We start from the raw sequence: 16,315 nt of genomic DNA, 5'->3' as shown, positions 1-16,315 counted from the left end.
AGCCCAATTGTATCTAGCTTACATAGGGTTTCCTTCATGCAAATCTTTTTCCTTATAGATGCAATCCTGCCTTTTTGCAAAAACGTTTCTCTGGACTAACACGCTTTTGGATCGTTACCATTAGAATAGAAAGTTCGGAATGAGGAGGAAATTTACTGTGGAAAGTATAGAAGGGAGCTCCAAGCTCCTGAAATACAAAAAGGGAAGCAGAGCCATTAAGATTAGCATCTTTCTTTATTTGATCCTGTCTGTAAGCAAGATTCTGGCTGGTATGTTTGCTCAGTCTGAGGCATTGACAGCAGATGGATGGAATAACGTATCAGATGTGTTGGCGTCTATTGCCCTGATGATCGGTATGTATATTTCCCAGAAACCAGCTGATCACAATCATCGATATGGACATTTTCGTGCAGAAACGACAGCAGCCCTATTAGCTGCTTTTATGATGGCAGTGGTAGGGATAGATGTGTTAAAGGATGCTTTTATAAAATTATGGAGACCAGAAGCACAAGTAATGGCTCCCGATCCTTTATCAATGTATGTAGCTTTTGGCGGTGCCCTTATTCTATATCTCTTATCTCTTTACAATATGGCGGTTGGTAAAGAAACAGATAATCTGGCAGTTATGGCTGCTGCTTATGATAATCGAAGTGATGCGATTATCAGTATTGGAACATTAATTGGTATTGGTACAGCTCGGATGGGCTGGCTATGGGCAGATGCTTTAGTGGCACTCATCGTCGGCTTACTCATAATCAAGACGGCATATGTGGTAGGAAAACAGGCTGTCGATAGCCTGATGGATGCCTTTGAAGAAGATAAATGGCAGGAGATTCATGATCGTATTATGGAAGTGAATGGCGTTAGCCGTGTGACTGATTTACGGGCCCGTTATCATGGAAGCGCTGTTCATGTTGATTGCATTATTGAAGTGCCTTCATCATTAACTGTAGCAGAAAGTCATGATGTTACGGATAGAATTGAAGAGTATTTGAAAGGCTTTAAAGGAATTGAACGAATGCTGATTCATGTAGAACCAGCTTCGCGTAGACCGAATAAATCTCGAACATAAAATGTGTCAAAAGGAAAAAGCTCCTCACGAAGAAGGAGCTTTTTTTTCTTTTTAATTGACTTGAATCTCTTTTTGAGGATTTAATTTTTTGGTTAACTGGTCTTCACTATGGTGAATCCAGCCTACGAATGAATCACGAATTTGTTTATTTTGATCTAGATAGACGACAGCTACCAGCATGTAGTGGGATTTGCCCATATGCTTAGCTCGATAACGTAAATCCTTCCATTTGACTTCATAGCCAAAAGAGCGTTGTATGACTTCTGCATGAACATGGTGGGTAAAGGAAAGAAATGCTTGCACTTTTTTATCCTGTCTCGTGAGGGTAATCAGCTCAGGTTCTTCTTTTGGAATCGGGAAAATATCAAGCACCAATGGTTCGGAGCCCTGATGCAGCTCTCCTACATACCATTGCTGCGTGGTTTTAACCACAAATGTCCAGTTACTCCACGAATAAGTAGGGATTAGCGTATACTCTCCTTTTAGCCCCAATGAGGATTGCAGATAGGCTAGCTCACGAGCATGTACCCGATACCTTTTTACATAATAAAGGGCAATAAATAGATAGATAACCAGGAACAGCTTACCAGGCTCAGCGCCAGCCGCCCACAATAGCAGCCCGATGATGTGCAAGGCAAAAATCAGCGGATCAAAGATAAACATGGTGCCAAGGGCTACCCATTTTCGATTAAAGGGACGTAGTGCTTGTGTTCCATAGGCGTTAAATATATCGACAAAAACGTGTAAAAAGACAGCGAAGAATGTCCAACCGAGTAAATGCCCCCAGTGCTGTTGCGGAATGAAATATTGGATAAGTCCACAAATGGAGAGTGTCCAAATGAAAATAGCGGGTATCGAATGAGAAGCTCCCCGATGGTTGCGGATATATGTTGCATTACCCAGTAGACGAGTAAATCCATCAAAATCGGGTGCTTGTTGACCGATGACTGTTCCAATCATTACCGCTTCAGCTAAACCCGGATCGTTTGCTACTACAGGATCTAGATGAGCAAGGGCAGCTAAACCAAAACCGATGGCAAAATGCGTGGCAGTATCCACTAGAAGATTTCTCCTTTCGCACGGGGATGGTGGAAAAATTATGGCACAACTTACTTAATTCTTCAATCCTTTCTAAAAAAAGTATGCATTCTTCAAAAACATTGCTTCGTTGTGTAACATTTCTTTTACAATTGGCCAAGCCACTAAATCAGGATGGCAAATGTAGGAGAAACTTGTTCAAACCTGTTTTTTTTGGCAAGATGGGAGTAGATGATCTTTGCACGAACTGTTATATAAAATTGGATGTAAACCTGAAAAGAACAAAGGGGAAACAAAGGAAAAGCATGACAAGAAAAAAACAACCAACTATTTATACACTGCCCGATGAATTTCAAGCGTTTGATTTTGCTCAGGATCTCTTATATTGGTATGATGCCCAAAAGCGAGATTTACCATGGCGAATAAATCGAGATCCTTATCGTGTCTGGGTCTCAGAAATTATGCTACAGCAGACCCGTGTCGAAACGGTTAAACCCTACTATCAAAATTTTATGCAAAAATTTCCTACAGTGGAAGCGCTGGCGGCGGCTCCTGAGGAAGAGGTTTTAAAAGCATGGGAAGGACTAGGATATTATTCCCGAGCACGCAACTTGCAAGCAGCAGCACGCGAGGTCACAGTATCGTATGGTGGCGTGGTTCCAGATACACCTGAAGAAATTTCCAAGTTAAAGGGTGTAGGCCCCTATACAGCGGGTGCTATTTTAAGTATTGCTTACGAAGTTCCTGTACCTGCAGTAGACGGTAATGTGATGCGTGTGTTTTCCAGACTTCTACTGATGGATGATGATATTGCTAAACCAGCTACACGGATCAAAATGGAACAATTGGTTAAACAAACGATCCCAATCGGACGAGCAGGGGATTTTAATCAGGCCATTATGGAATTAGGGGCACTTGTTTGTCTGCCTAAAAATCCGCAATGCCTAACCTGTCCCGTCTTTGATTACTGTTTAGCTCGAAGGGAAGGCGTGCAGGGTACGCTGCCTGTCAAAGGAAAGGCAAAGCCGCCGCGTCCCGTCCAATTACTGACAGCGGTAGTAAAGCGTGGAAACCAATATCTGATTCAAAAACGTCCTGAACAGGGATTATTAGCAGGTTTATGGGAATTTCCCATGGTAGAGGATGCAGGGACGAAAGATGACGAAGAACAATTGCTCCGGCTTTTGGAAAAGGAATATGGACTACAAGTCGATTTGGGGGATTACCTGATGAATGTACAGCATACCTTCTCGCATTTGCATTGGAATGTTGATGTGTATGTAATGGAGCACATCTCAGGTGAGCCGCTAAAAGAGAATGCTGTGTTTGTCACATCAGAGGAAATGTCACAATATGCATTCCCAGTCTTACACAATAAAATCATTGCTGAAATAACAGCGAAGGAAGAAAAATGGTAACGCAGAAAGCCCCTTCATACAGAGGGGGCTTTTTGCTGCTTTATGGTAGACGCTTAGAAACGATTCATTAAATAATGATGTTCCATGCATCTTTGTTGGTTTTCTTCACGGATTTTTTCAATGCGTTTATGCTGTATATAATCTCGATATGTTTTCTCCGGTGATTTCTTTTTACGTTCAATAATAATGGTAAAAAAGATCATTGGAATATGCACAGTGCACATCCTCCTTTTATTTTTTGTTCATTCAGTCAGGTCCCATCTAGCGCCTTTACACCTACATACTTCATGCGTTGCTTACGTTTAACACTTCTCATATCAACATTCCTCCCATCAAAATGAAGAATACTTACATAATATACGGCGATTGCGCGTCCAACATGTAACGCTTTTCATCGCGTTCTTTAATCCATTGCTCCTGGAAATAAAGCTGTGTTTGCCTTTCAACAGGCGGTTTGTTGCGTTTGATCTGAACAGAAAACATGAAAAAATGAAATACCATGACGTGTGTCACCCCCTTTCAATTTTTATGAAAAAAGAGCATAAAAAGACCGTAAGATATGGATATCTCACGGTCTGAGCGTGTAAAAGAAAATATGCGCCGCAAGAGATACCTCTCCTACGATCTGCTTATCAGGTGTAAACAACAGCTAAACAACCATCACCTGTCTGGAAGCGAGGAGAGAAGATGTTATGAAATTATGCATAGCATTATTGTTGCCAGCTAATTGTGTAAAGATTCCCATAACCATCATTTTTCCGAACCTCCTTTCCAAGTGTTAGCATTATTCCTTAATAGTATGGTATTATTTTCAATTTGTAAAGTATAAAATGAATGATTTGTTAAAGAAAATAAAAAGATTGAAGTCTTTTTCATAAGAAGGCAATAATTGGTTATAAAGACTACACCTGATCTACATTTGCACGTAGCGATGCGATGGTATAGCTTGTATAATATAGAAGATAATTAGTACCAGATGTTAATAGCTGGTAGATGGAACGTTTCTTTTTTACATTTTAGGAAGGAAGGGAAGAAATATATGAGTAGAAATGGAAAAGTAGCGTTAGTTACAGGTGGAACCAGAGGTATTGGGAAGGCGATTGCTCACCAATTAGCTGACCAAGGCTATGATTTAGTCATTAACTATCTGCGTAATCGTACAGCAGCAAGAGAAGCAGCATCTGAATTGGAAGCGAAGGGTGTTCGCGTTCATTTGGTAAAAACCAATGTTGGAGATGTTGCTAAAATTAAAGAGATGTTTAAAGAGATTGATGAGGAATTCGGCCGTTTAGATATACTGGTGAACAATGCAGCTTCTGGTGTGCTACGCCCTTTAATGGAGTTAGAAGAGAGTCACTGGGACTGGACTATGGAAATTAACAGCAAGGCATTATTATTCTGTGCGCAAGAAGCAGCAAAATTAATGCAAAAAACCAATGATGGCGGTAAAATCGTAAGCTTGTCCAGTTTGGGCTCTATTCGTGTCATTGAAAATTACACAACAGTGGGAGTATCTAAGGCTGCTGTAGAGGCTTTAACTCGTTATCTTGCTGTAGAATTAGCTCCGTATAACATCTCTGTAAATGCTGTGTCTGGAGGCGTTGTTGATACAGGAGCATTAAAGCATTTCCCAAACCGCGAAGAATTATTGGAAGCATCTGCTAAGCGAACTCCGGTAGGGCGTATGGTAGAAGAAGAGGATTTGGCTAATACGGTTATGTTTTTGTTATCTGACCAAGCAAAAATGATTTGCGGTCAAACGATTATTGTGGATGGCGGTATTTCTTTACTAGTTTAGTTCCTGTTAGAAAACTGCTACAATGTATGTTGTGTTTAAGGGGACAAACTTTCCTCAGTAGTGTACAATAGAAAAATGAAGCCGTCTAAGGGAGGCGCCTATTATGATTATTCGGACGTTTCGTCTGGGCGATTATGCGGCAATTACTCGTATTTGGCAAGAAACAGAATTAGATCGAACTGATACGGAAACGATGGATTCTCTTGCTAAACAATTAGCTTGGGACAGCGACTTGGTTATGGTTGCTGAGGAAGATGGAGAAGTTGTAGGAGTTATTGTCGGCACGATAGATGGAACTCGTGCTTATTTTTATCGTTTAGCTGTTTCACTTTCTTCCCAAGGCAGGGGCATCGGCCGTAAGTTAGTAGAAGCCCTAGAGAATCGTTTTCACCAGCGCGGTGTCAATCAAATTCTTATTATGGTCAATCAGGCGAATGAACGGGTGTTGCCTTTTTACCAAGCCATGGGATATGAGTTGCAACAGTATATTACGCTTTCTAAAAAAATTTCCTCCTAAGGAAATATTTCTTTGAAAGATGAAAATGGAAGAAAGGAGAGAGTCATGTCGTCGCAAGTACCAGGTTCCATTATACGCATTGAAAGCTTCAAACATAATCAGTCCTTACACCGTACTTGGGATCGTACTACGCTCATTCATACGAGCGATACAGTAGTGATAGCCGGTAATGATCGTGTCAAAGTCACAGAGTCTGATGGGCGTGAATGGCGTACAAGAGAGCCTGCAATCTGTACATTTGGACGAGGACAATGGTTTAATATACTCGCCATGATCCGTGATGACGGGATTTACTATTACTGTAACATCGGTTCTCCTTTCAGTTTAAAAGGAAATTTACTTAGCTATATCGACTATGATCTGGATGTGAAAGTCTATCCGGATATGACGTATACGGTATTAGATGAAGAAGAATATGCTCTACATAGCGCGCAAATGAATTACCCTCCATATGTGAAGGAACGGGTTCACTTGGCGTTGGATGAGGTTTTGGAATGGATCAAAGCAAGACGCGGGCCTTTCCAAAGCGGATTTGTTCAAAGATGGTATGAACGGTACCAACTGCTAAAGCACAATGATGAAGAGTAGTCAATTACATGTCACGGATACACACCCCTGTTATCGGTCAAGCGAAATTTGGCAACGATAACAGGGGTATTTTTGAATCCCATACGCGTTCAATAGTTAGAAAACAGAGAAAACCGGCTAAAAAGAAAAAGAAAAGTGAATTTATTGGAGGTAAATGGGCTGTTACCGTATACTTGACAACAAGACATAACCGTCTATCTGTTGTAAAATCGGTTTCACAGAGACTTAGGCTTCAGGGAATTAAAGCGGCGCATTCATCTTTCATACTAACAGCAGGAGTGGTGCTATGAATAGCATACGCAGATACTTACGTTATGTGGGACCTTACAAAGTGAAAATTATTTTAACCATTGGTATCGGTATTGTAAAATTTGGGATCCCATTATTAATGCCATTAATTCTCAAATATGTAATAGACACCTTAGTTACGGGAACAATGCCTAAGGAAGATAAGCTATATCAATTGTTTTGGTTAATGTGTGCAGCTTTTTTTCTGTTTACAATCGTGCGAGCCCCTGTAGAGTATTATCGCCAATATTATGCTCAATGGATTTCCAGCCGTGTTCTATTTGACATTCGTAACCAATTATTTAGCCACCTACAGAAATTATCCATGCGATTTTACAACAATCATAAGGTAGGAGAAATTATTTCACGGGTTGTAAATGACGTAGAGCAGACAAAAAGCTTTATTGAAACAGGCCTTATGAATATTTGGTTGGATTTAGTGACCATTGTTATTACGCTTTCCATTATGCTTTTTATGGATGTAAAGCTAACTTTGATTGCTATTGTTGTGTTTCCTTTGTATGGATTTTCGATTAAGTATTTTTATAAGAGATTGCGCCAACTAATGAGGGAGCGCTCGCAGAAGCTAGCTGAATTACAAGGTCATCTCCACGAACGAGTTAATGGAATTTCCGTTACTCGTAGTTTTGCTTTGGAAGAGTATGAGGCGAAGCAATTTGAAAAGAAAAATCAAAGATTCTTACATAAGGCATTAGAGCAAACTAGCTGGAATGCCTATACCTTTTCTGTGGTTAATACTATTACTGATATTGCACCGCTTTTAGTTATTGGCTTTGCAGGCTATCAAGTCATCCAAGGTATGTTAACCATTGGAACGCTCATGGCCTTTTACGCTTATTTGGAGCGACTATATACGCCACTCAGACGGGTGGTTAATTCATCGACTACATTGACGCAAGCGATCGCTTCTATGGATCGTATGTTTGATTTTATTGATGAGCAATATGATATCGTGGATAGACCGGGAGCTTGTACGTTGCCCGTAAATCCTGAAACAAAAAGGATTAGCGGGCGTGTAGAATTTGATAAGGTAACTTTTGCTTATAACGGGAAAGATGAACCAGTTCTACATGACGTACAATTACGGATTGAACCGGGTGAAACGGTAGCATTAGTCGGTATGTCAGGAGGTGGAAAGTCTTCTCTTATTAGTTTAATTCCACGATTTTGGGATGTGACGGGTGGACGAATTCTCATTGATGGCATCGATGTACGGGACGTTACTCAAAAAAGCCTGCGTGAGCAAATTGGAATTGTCATGCAGGATAACATTTTATTCAGCGAGTCAGCCAGAATGAATATTTCAATGGGGAATCCGCAAGCGACAGAAGAAGAGATAGTAGCAGCAGCCAAGGCGGCGAATGCACATGAATTCATTAGTGAGCTGCCAGAGGGCTACGATACTGAATTAGGTGAGCGAGGGGTCAAGCTTTCGGGAGGTCAGAAGCAACGAATTGCTATTGCTCGCGTCTTTTTGAAGGACCCCGCCATTTTAATTTTGGATGAAGCTACTTCCGCATTAGATTTGGAATCAGAGCACATGATTCAAGAATCCTTAGCCCATCTGGCAAAGGGCAGAACGACTATTATTGTAGCCCATCGTCTGTCTACCATTACGCATGCAGATAAGATTGTTGTGTTAAAGGATGGACGCATTGTGGAAATGGGGAAACATGAAGAGCTTCTACAGCAGCAAGGGGCTTATCATACCTTATGGAACGTTCAGGACTTTGGCAACATGGCTCAAGAAGCTATTTCGTCGAAGGGATGAGTAGTTAAACATCCAACCTAGAAAAACAGCCTCTGACTTTTTCACTGGCTTAAAATAAGGAGTGAGGGTATGGAGACCTGGAAACGTAATTTATTTGTTCTCTGTGGTGCTTTGTTTATCGTTATGGTAGGAATGAGTATGGTAATGCCATTTCTCCCGCTCTTTATTCAGGAAGAATTACATATCACGAACACTCGCGACGCAACGTTGTGGTCTGGGATCATATTTGGAGCCAACTTTTTAACGGCTGGAATAGTGTCACCTGTTTGGGGGAACTTGGCAGATAAGTATGGACGTAAAATAATGATACTCCGCTCTGGTTTTTTAATGTCAATTACGATTGGGCTAACTGGACTGGCAGGCAATGTATGGCATTTATTATTCCTGCGTTTATTAAACGGAACGATTAGTGGAATCATTCCTGCCAGCAATGCTTTAGTAGCCTCTAGTGTGCCTCAGGAGCGTTCGGGATGGGCCTTAGGCATTTTGCAATCCTGTGTTGTATCTGGTTCGATTATGGGGCCTTTCTTTGGAGGATTGCTTGCAGATTTAGTTGGGTACCGTGCTGTGTTTATGGTAACAGGCAGTTTATTATTTATAGCAACGCTTATCATTACGTTTACCGTAAAGGAAGACTTTACACCTTTGCCCAAAACAGAACAGACAAGTTTGCGAGAGGACTTTAAAATGGTGTTTGCAAGCAAAACACTGCCGGTTCTGTTTGGCGTAACGGTAATTGTTCAATTTGCCCTTAATGGAATTGTTCCGATTCTCCCGATTTTTGTTAAAGAGCTGATTGGAAGTGGCGAGAGAGTGGCCTTTTTTGCAGGATTGGTTACAGCTATGACAGGAATAGCTAATGTTATTGCTTCCCCTCAGTTAGGCAAATTGGGAGATAGGATTGGTTCGCATAAAGTATTGCTTGGCTGCTTGCTTGCATCTGCTATTGTCTATATTCCAACGGCGATGGTGCAAACGCTCTGGCAATTACTTATTTTGCGTTTCATGGCAGGATTATGTGTAGGTGGACTATTGCCGGCTGTTAATTCCTTGTTACGAAAAGCTACCCCGAGTCATATGGTTAGTCGAGTATTTGGCTATAATAACAGCTTTTTATGTCTTGGCAATATGCTTGGACCCATGACGGGAGGCTTTCTAGCTGGATTTGTAGGCTTAAACGGTGTATTCTTAATGACGAGCATTCTCCTGTTTTTAAATTTTATATGGTTTTTGTATGCGGTTCGACATGGTTTTGAGGCAGTATCGAGTGAATAGGCGTAACGTGCCACCATGTTTTGGCGTCATACTGAAAAAGGAGTGAAACAATATGAAAAAATGGACAGGCTTTCTGATTTTATCAGCATTGGTTGTAGCATTGGCAGGTTGTACAGGCAATCAGCCCGAACAGAAGCCTACAACTCCAACGACAGAAACTGCTCAACCAGCTTCGGAGATGACAAAACCGGCTGGAAATAAGCATACCAATATGGATGAAAAAGAAGCTGTCGCGTTGGCAGCTGAGGGAGCAAACGCTTATGAGTATGTATTACGCGGAGGAAAAACAGAGCCAGATAAAAGTAAGAGCTTTTCTCATGATGGAAAAGACTATCGCTTTGTAGGAAGCGATATAGATACGAAAGAAAAGCTGATGAAATACCTGGAGAATATCTATACAAAAGCTGCAAGAGATAAAGTCATAGACAATCTCAAGCTAATTGAAAAAGAAGGAAAGCTGGCTCAACCAACCGTAGATAGAACCAGTGTGCTTCAATGGGAAGGCGGGCAGGCAGAAATGATTACAGAAGATCAAAATGGCAGAGAGTATGAAATTAAAGTTCCTGTCGGAGAAGGCAATGAAGTTGATTTTAAAGGCTATTCTGTTCGTATGAAGCAAGAGGATGGGGCATGGAAGCTTGATACCATTCCTGGTGTGAAGGAGTAAATTGCATCAATAATAAAATGAAAGGCGCCCTTGATGGGACGCCTTTTTTTGTAGATTTATAAAAGGAAATGTTAGTCGTCGCTGTCTCGTTTAAATAACCAAATATACTCAAGCAACTGTAGTACAGACATGAGAGCTGCGGCTACATAGGTAAGAGCTGCAGCACCAAGTACGGCCTTAACCTTACGTTCTTCTGAGTTGCGAATATAGCCCATTTTAATCATTAAATCTCTGGCGCGGCTGCTAGCGTTGAACTCGACTGGCAATGTGATGACTTGAAATAGCACGGCTACGCTAAAAGCAATGATCCCAAGCAGGAAGAGACCGCTGATTTTCAAGAACAGACCGCCTAATAACAAGAAAGGGGCTACTCCCGAAGTAAGGTTGACTAGTGGGAAAATACGATGTCTAGCAACTAGCATTGGATAATCAACCTTGTGCTGAATTGCGTGACCTACCTCATGACAGGCTACAGATACTGCTGAGATGGAGTCGCTAAAATACACAGGATCTGACAAGCGTACCGTTTTAGACATTGGGTCGTAGTGGTCTGTAAGAGTGCCTGGTATATGTTCGACTGGAATATGGGATAAACCGTTAGAATCCAGTAAATGTCTAGCTGCCTCAGCCCCGGTCATTCCAGAAGAAACAGGTACCTCCGAGTATTTGCTAAACGTTCCTTTTACACGGAATTGCGCCCACATCGTTAGACCGAATGCCGCCAAAATTAATATCGTCCAAGGGGTAAAAAGCATGTAAAATCACTCCTATCTATGATGATTCTTCTTGTCCTCTTCTCATCCTATGTTCATTGTGCACGAAAAATGGTGAGAAGACACAAAAATACATCTTTGTTATGAAAATAAATCGTTGGGTAGCTCGTTATCTCAGCCTTGCCAGTTAATTTACATACGTATTAACTTAAAAAAGGTTTCATTTATTTTGATATTACCACAAAAAATGATCAAATAAAAAAACAAGCCCACATCAGGGCTTGCTTTTCTTCTTCTCTTCTTCGGTACTTTTCTTACTCAGTTGATACAGAAGGATCAGCTTGCTCTTTTTTAGGTGTAATTTGTACAAAATGTGCTTCTGGATGCTCTAATAATTTTTGAATGAGTCCTGCTTCTTCATATTGTTCTGCGGCCAATAGCTCTTCTTTATATTTTGTTACTAGCTCGGATACATCAGAAATACCTTTGGCATCAAGCTTGTAAATGAAAACTTTGGCACCTTTGGCTATACGACGTTTCAGGGCATCCTCATCAAAGCCTAGTTCTGGTTGTAGTCGAACATATACAGTACCACCCGTCATTCCAGCACAAATCCATGGGCCTGGATCACCTAGCACGACGGCGCGGCCATTTGTCATGTATTCAAAAGCGAAGCCTTTTAGATTGGCACGGGCCCCTAGTCCTCCTAAATGATCTTGAAGTGGCTCTGTAATAGCGCCGCCAAATACAACGTCTGCCCCGGAGAGGCGAATGCAGGCACGAGAATCAGCATTTCCCTGAACAATAAATAGTCCCTTCTGTGCTCCATAGCAAAAGCTTTTTCCGACAGAACCATTGATATAGTGCCCGTGGGCTCCTTTAGACTTGAGAATGGAGACAACACCTCCAAAGCTCGTTTTACCAACACCATCTTGTGCTCCGCCTTGTACGCGAATTCTCACACCCTCTGCATTGTAGGCCGCAAGCCCGTTTCCCGGAACACTGCCGTGATCAAAATGCAAGGATACCTCTGGCAATGACATATAGCTTCCGTCTAAATAAGGCTTCACACGTGCTCCTGACCAACGACTTCCCAATACTCGCTCTCCTGATAAAATGGCCGAGAAATTTTGCTGAATCGGTTGATCGTGGCTTACATAGTGATCTTTTTCCTGAACTTGCTCTGCGTTTTCTATTGCTCCTGCGGCTACCAAGACTTTCGCGGCTGTGGATTCATAACTAGCCCCACGATGCTTAAGAGTAGTAAATAAGGGATGGACACAGAGCAGTGACTCCAAATCCATTTGGTTTAAGCCACGAGCCTGCACTAGCAAATCGGATCGACCTACGAGGTCCTGTGAATGGGTAAATCCAAGTTTAGCAGTAATTCGCTGTAGTTCTTGCCCAAATTGGGTGAAAAGATTAGTAAGTCCAGATACGGCCAAATCAAATTGACGGGGAACAAAACGGCGTAAGCCCTTTTCGTGGGCTTCTTCCAAATTATCAATTTGCGTGGCTATTCCAACATGACAGGTATCTAAGTGACAGCCGCGACAGGTAGTACATCCCACAGCAATCATAGCTAACGTAGCAAAGCCAATGCGATTAGCCCCCAGCATCATTAATTTAGCCACATCCAGTGCGCTTTTGACGCCACCATCTGCCCAAATCTCTACCTGATTGCGTAGGCCGGCCTCCAGTAAGGCATTATGAGCCGCCTTTACACCAATCTCAGCGGGAAGCCCGACGTGTTGTAGGGCATGCACACGGGCAGCTCCTGTGCCACCATCAAATCCTGACAGGGTAATATAATCAGCACCAGCTTTGGCTATTCCCACAGCAATGGTTCCAATATTAGGCACGATAGGCACCTTAACGCATACTTTTGCTTGATGATTGGCTGTTTTTAATTCTGTAATCATCTGAGCCAAATCTTCAATGGAGTAGATATCATGGTTGTTGGAAGGTGAAATTAGATCGGACCCTACGGTAGCATTTCGGGCAGCAGCAATCTTTTCTGTAACCTTCGAGCCGGGTAAATGTCCGCCCTCACCTGGTTTTGCCCCTTGACCGATTTTGATTTCCAATAGGTTTGAAGAGTTAGCTAACTCAACATTTACGCCAAATCGTCCTGACGCTATCTGCTGACCGCGGGTGCGTGGGTATTTGCCCAGCATATCTTTAATTTCTCCGCCTTCACCGTTCATGGAAATCATATTCAGGAGATCTGCCGCTTCCGCATAAGCACGGAAGGCTGTCTCGTTCTGTGAGCCAAATGACATAGAAGAAATCATAAACGGCAATGAATGCTCCCCTACGCTGTTGTTCACTTGATCGGGTTCAATTCGAGCCGTATCTTGCTGAGTGCTTCTTTTCTCATAGGCAATATCGGTTAAGTGACGGATGGAGATCGGGTTTTCCTGCTCATTTTCTTCTAATTTCAATGCGTAGTCGACATAAGGAATTTCAGCGCTTGCAATTTGCCCGATAGCCTTCCATAACCGTGGGAATAGGTGGAAGGTTCGTGCCTCACGTGCTTTTTCGTCCTTATATAATTCGTAGCGCTGACGACTTTCTTCTTCTAACTGGTCAAGTGATAGGCCAGCTTTATCTGAACCACAGAAGGTTGGGATTTGTAGAATATTAGCTACTTCCGCATGCAGACCTATTGCAGAAAAAAGGCGACCGTAGCCACGTAGCTCATGAATACCGATTGTTGATGTTACTTTTTCGAGCCCTTTTGTTAAAGCATTAAATAGATTTTGAACTGCTTCTGTTCCTCCCTTTGCAAATACAGTGGCAAACAATATGTGTGGAGCCACTGCCTCTGCACCGCTTCCCAGTAGAAGAGCGATGTCATGCAAGGAACGAATAGCACCGGATCGAACGATGATGCTTACTTGTCTGCGTAGATTATGACTAGGGGATTCAGCTTGCTTGAGCGCTCTGTCAATATGGGCTGTTATCAGTAAAGGATCGATAAAATATTGATTTTCAATATGAACCATTGAGTCATCAAGAATTAATAAAGTTGCTCCCTTTTCCACAGCTTGACAAGCTTCTTGAGCAAGGCGATCCAGAGCTTCCGATAAGCGTTCTGTTTCTCGAAATACGGTTGGCAAGACGACTACACTATGCGGATTTGTATGGAAGCAAGAAATAATTTGTTCTAAAGTCATCATACCTTGAGGAGATGCAAGCTCTTGGAACGATTGTCCCTCCACGAGCAGCGGTGAGGCGATCTCCATCCGAGTATGTGGTTCGGTTTCTTTTTGTGATAGGAATGTTCTTTTTCCTAAAACCACACGCGTTGAAAAATGTTCAATTTCTCGATCTCTGTCGATTGCCGGATTAGTTACGACTGCCACGCTTTCTTTAATGTAATCGCTGATATTTTGGCGTTCTTTGGACAGGGCAGCGAGTGGTCCGTCATAGCCAAGCGAACGAATCGGCTCTGCACCATTAGAAGCCATTTGCTCAATAAGCTGGATTTGCTCTCGATCCCAACCAAATGCACTAAATGCTTGAGCAGTAGGTGCTTCATAATCATAAGAAGGAGCGACCATTTCGCTTTGATAGGCGTAATGTAAATGCTGTCGGAAGTGTTGACAGGAAATTTTTGTCTGAAAGCTAGCTTTAACAAGCTCTTGCAGCTTTGAATGACTAAAGATTTTGATACCTTGCTGGCTTAGCTGTACACCAATTTTCTCGCCAGGGGCTAATGATTTTGGCTCGCTTACCATTTCAGACACAGGAATAATGCCTTGCTCGGAGGAGAAATAAAGGGATTCTTCGCTTTCTACCATCCAGACGGGGCGCAATCCCAAGGAGTCCACACTAAAGACGCATTGATCGGCGTAGCGAGAAACAATACCAGCGGGACCTTGAGCAAAGTGCCCCCAAGCCTGTCGGAGGTACGTGTATAAATCCTGTAAATCATGAGAAAATAATTTTATTTCATTGTGGATAGGTGGAAAAATAACCTCTAAGGATTCAAATAAGGTTAATCCATAGCGATGAATAAAGGTTTCGATGGTACGATTTAGATTTTGAGAGTCACTGCCACCTTCGACTAACGGTACGTGTAGCATGCGGGCCTCTTCTTCAAGTTTACTAATGGTATTAATTTCTCCATTATGTCCTAATAAAGAAAAGGGCTGAACTCGGAAAAAATTAGACAATGTGTTGGTTGAGTAACGATTATGACCGATTGTAACAGTAGAGGTAAAGGATGGATCAGCTAAATCTATGAAATAGTGGGGTAAGATGTTCGCTGCACCCATCAATTTATAAGAAACGGTGTGATTGCTGAGGGAAGCAACATGTACATGATAGGTATCTTCAATTTCAACATGGAGTTCAAATAATAATCCGGCGTATTGTTCAGGCGTTAATGTGGTTGGATGGATGGCTTGGTCCGGCATTAAAGCGATTTGCCAAAAGAGTGGCTCATCCTGCTGTGCGTTTTTTCCTAACACGTTTGAATGAACTTGATTTTCACGCTCAGCTAAAATAGTTAAGCCGTGTTTTTTGATAAGCAAGCCGATTTCTTCCTGGACTTTTTTTACCTCATGTCCTTTGCGAGGAACAAAAATATGAGCAACTGCAAAGGAAGGATCATAAGCCAAATCACTTTCGAAGAGTGAGTTTTCTAAATATTTCTCCCAAAGATAGCGAGGGATATCAGTTAATACACCACATCCGTCACCTTCTCCATCAATAAATCCAGAGCGATGCTCCATTTGTACTAAGGTCCGAATCGTTTCATCTACATTTTTCCTTGTAGGTGTTCCTGTTTTTTCGATGATACAGATGATTCCACAGCTATCATGTTCTGTTGTGTGATAATTCCGAAAGTTGCTGATGTGCATATGCTTTTCATTTCTCTTTTGCATAGTAACGGTCAGTAGGTCTGACCTCCACCTCCTTAGTTCTTCTAAGACAGTTGAGTATAAGTCCTTTTTATAGAAGATTGGACTCAATGTGGATGTTCATTGTGCAAACAGGGGAAGCATATCGTTAGTTACCATTGAGAATAACACGAAAGAGGCAAGCAAAACAATATCAAAACAGTTAATTATACAAATGTAAGCGTTTTTATGCAAACTTTTTTCTGATATTTGTGTGTTTATCGAATTGATAAGCAATA

At 41.9% G+C, this 16,315-nt stretch carries 14 protein-coding genes; 9 read left to right on the top strand and 5 right to left on the bottom strand.

All coding sequences use genetic code 11. The features are described from left to right. Nucleotides 1–157: 157 nt before the first annotated feature. Complete coding sequence (locus AYJ08_RS17940) at nt 158–1,072, top strand: cation diffusion facilitator family transporter (RefSeq protein ID WP_064018856.1); 915 nt, start codon at nt 158–160, stop codon at nt 1,070–1,072. A 51-nt stretch (nt 1,073–1,123) separates the two neighbouring features. Here the strand turns inward: AYJ08_RS17940 and AYJ08_RS17935 are convergent, their stop codons facing one another. Next, the gene (locus AYJ08_RS17935) at nt 1,124–2,131 is read right to left on the bottom strand and encodes a metal-dependent hydrolase (protein WP_064018855.1); all 1,008 of its coding nucleotides are present in this window, start codon (nt 2,129–2,131) and stop codon (nt 1,124–1,126) included. Between the two features lie 284 nt (nt 2,132–2,415). Between AYJ08_RS17935 and mutY the strand changes: the two genes are divergently transcribed. Continuing rightward, on the top strand, nt 2,416–3,528 hold the full coding sequence (gene mutY, locus AYJ08_RS17930; RefSeq protein WP_064018907.1) for an A/G-specific adenine glycosylase: 1,113 nt from the start codon (nt 2,416–2,418) through the stop codon (nt 3,526–3,528). Between the two features lie 53 nt (nt 3,529–3,581). Here mutY and AYJ08_RS24095 read toward each other — a convergent pair whose 3' ends face one another. Together AYJ08_RS24095 and AYJ08_RS24090 are read right to left on the bottom strand one after the other, a co-directional pair. Next, nucleotides 3,582–3,743, bottom strand: a complete 162-nt coding sequence (locus AYJ08_RS24095) for a hypothetical protein (protein ID WP_197490750.1) — start codon at nt 3,741–3,743, stop codon at nt 3,582–3,584. A 133-nt stretch (nt 3,744–3,876) separates the two neighbouring features. Beyond that, nucleotides 3,877–4,029 (bottom strand): hypothetical protein, encoded by a 153-nt coding sequence (locus AYJ08_RS24090; RefSeq protein WP_003344102.1) that lies wholly within the window; start codon nt 4,027–4,029, stop codon nt 3,877–3,879. A gap of 538 nt (nt 4,030–4,567) precedes the next feature. On the opposite strand from AYJ08_RS24090, the gene fabL reads away from it, so the two are divergent. From fabL to AYJ08_RS17895, 7 genes are all read left to right on the top strand, one after another. Continuing rightward, a complete protein-coding gene (fabL, locus tag AYJ08_RS17925) occupies nt 4,568–5,326 on the top strand; it encodes an enoyl-[acyl-carrier-protein] reductase FabL (RefSeq protein WP_031411845.1) in 759 nt (252 codons plus the stop codon). Between the two features lie 103 nt (nt 5,327–5,429). Next, nucleotides 5,430–5,843, top strand: coding sequence for a GNAT family N-acetyltransferase (locus AYJ08_RS17920; protein ID WP_031411844.1), 414 nt, complete (start codon nt 5,430–5,432; stop codon nt 5,841–5,843). 45 nt (nt 5,844–5,888) lie between these two features. Then, nucleotides 5,889–6,431: a DUF402 domain-containing protein gene (locus tag AYJ08_RS17915; protein ID WP_064018854.1), complete on the top strand. Its 543-nt coding sequence runs from the start codon at nt 5,889–5,891 to the stop codon at nt 6,429–6,431. An 8-nt stretch (nt 6,432–6,439) separates the two neighbouring features. Further along, a complete protein-coding gene (locus tag AYJ08_RS17910) occupies nt 6,440–6,721 on the top strand; it encodes a hypothetical protein (protein WP_064018853.1) in 282 nt (93 codons plus the stop codon). Then, entirely contained in the window at nt 6,718–8,511 is a 1,794-nt protein-coding gene (locus AYJ08_RS17905) for an ABC transporter ATP-binding protein (RefSeq protein WP_064018852.1), read from the top strand. The genes AYJ08_RS17910 and AYJ08_RS17905 overlap by 4 nt, the downstream gene beginning before the upstream one ends. Nucleotides 8,512–8,580: 69 nt before the next feature. Continuing rightward, a complete protein-coding gene (locus tag AYJ08_RS17900; protein WP_064018851.1) occupies nt 8,581–9,786 on the top strand; it encodes an MFS transporter in 1,206 nt (401 codons plus the stop codon). A gap of 52 nt (nt 9,787–9,838) precedes the next feature. Beyond that, complete coding sequence (locus tag AYJ08_RS17895) at nt 9,839–10,453, top strand: DL-endopeptidase inhibitor IseA family protein (protein ID WP_064018850.1); 615 nt, start codon at nt 9,839–9,841, stop codon at nt 10,451–10,453. A 71-nt stretch (nt 10,454–10,524) separates the two neighbouring features. Here the strand turns inward: AYJ08_RS17895 and AYJ08_RS17890 are convergent, their stop codons facing one another. Both AYJ08_RS17890 and AYJ08_RS17885 read right to left on the bottom strand, forming a co-directional pair. After that, entirely contained in the window at nt 10,525–11,208 is a 684-nt protein-coding gene (locus AYJ08_RS17890; protein WP_064018849.1) for a zinc metallopeptidase, read from the bottom strand. Nucleotides 11,209–11,480: 272 nt separating this feature from the next. Then, nucleotides 11,481–16,061, bottom strand: coding sequence for a glutamate synthase-related protein (locus AYJ08_RS17885; RefSeq protein WP_064018848.1), 4,581 nt, complete (start codon nt 16,059–16,061; stop codon nt 11,481–11,483). Between the last annotated feature and the right edge of the window lie 254 nt (nt 16,062–16,315).

Origin of the sequence: Brevibacillus sp. SKDU10 (assembly GCF_001645205.1) — a bacterium.
Taxonomy (GTDB): domain Bacteria; phylum Bacillota; class Bacilli; order Brevibacillales; family Brevibacillaceae; genus Brevibacillus_B; species Brevibacillus_B halotolerans.
Note: the sequence above shows the minus strand (reverse complement) of the source record. Positions and strands in the feature narration are given on the sequence as shown.

Coding starts and splice junctions, on each gene's coding strand:
- mutY (WP_064018907.1), top strand. CDS start 2,416: ATGACAAGAAAAAAACAACCAACTATTTATACACTGCCCGATGAATTT.
- AYJ08_RS24090 (WP_003344102.1), bottom strand. CDS start 4,029: ATGGTATTTCATTTTTTCATGTTTTCTGTTCAGATCAAACGCAACAAA.
- fabL (WP_031411845.1), top strand. CDS start 4,568: ATGAGTAGAAATGGAAAAGTAGCGTTAGTTACAGGTGGAACCAGAGGT.
- AYJ08_RS17920 (WP_031411844.1), top strand. CDS start 5,430: ATGATTATTCGGACGTTTCGTCTGGGCGATTATGCGGCAATTACTCGT.
- AYJ08_RS17915 (WP_064018854.1), top strand. CDS start 5,889: ATGTCGTCGCAAGTACCAGGTTCCATTATACGCATTGAAAGCTTCAAA.
- AYJ08_RS17910 (WP_064018853.1), top strand. CDS start 6,440: ATGTCACGGATACACACCCCTGTTATCGGTCAAGCGAAATTTGGCAAC.
- AYJ08_RS17905 (WP_064018852.1), top strand. CDS start 6,718: ATGAATAGCATACGCAGATACTTACGTTATGTGGGACCTTACAAAGTG.
- AYJ08_RS17900 (WP_064018851.1), top strand. CDS start 8,581: ATGGAGACCTGGAAACGTAATTTATTTGTTCTCTGTGGTGCTTTGTTT.
- AYJ08_RS17895 (WP_064018850.1), top strand. CDS start 9,839: ATGAAAAAATGGACAGGCTTTCTGATTTTATCAGCATTGGTTGTAGCA.
- AYJ08_RS17890 (WP_064018849.1), bottom strand. CDS start 11,208: ATGCTTTTTACCCCTTGGACGATATTAATTTTGGCGGCATTCGGTCTA.
- AYJ08_RS17885 (WP_064018848.1), bottom strand. CDS start 16,061: ATGCAAAAGAGAAATGAAAAGCATATGCACATCAGCAACTTTCGGAAT.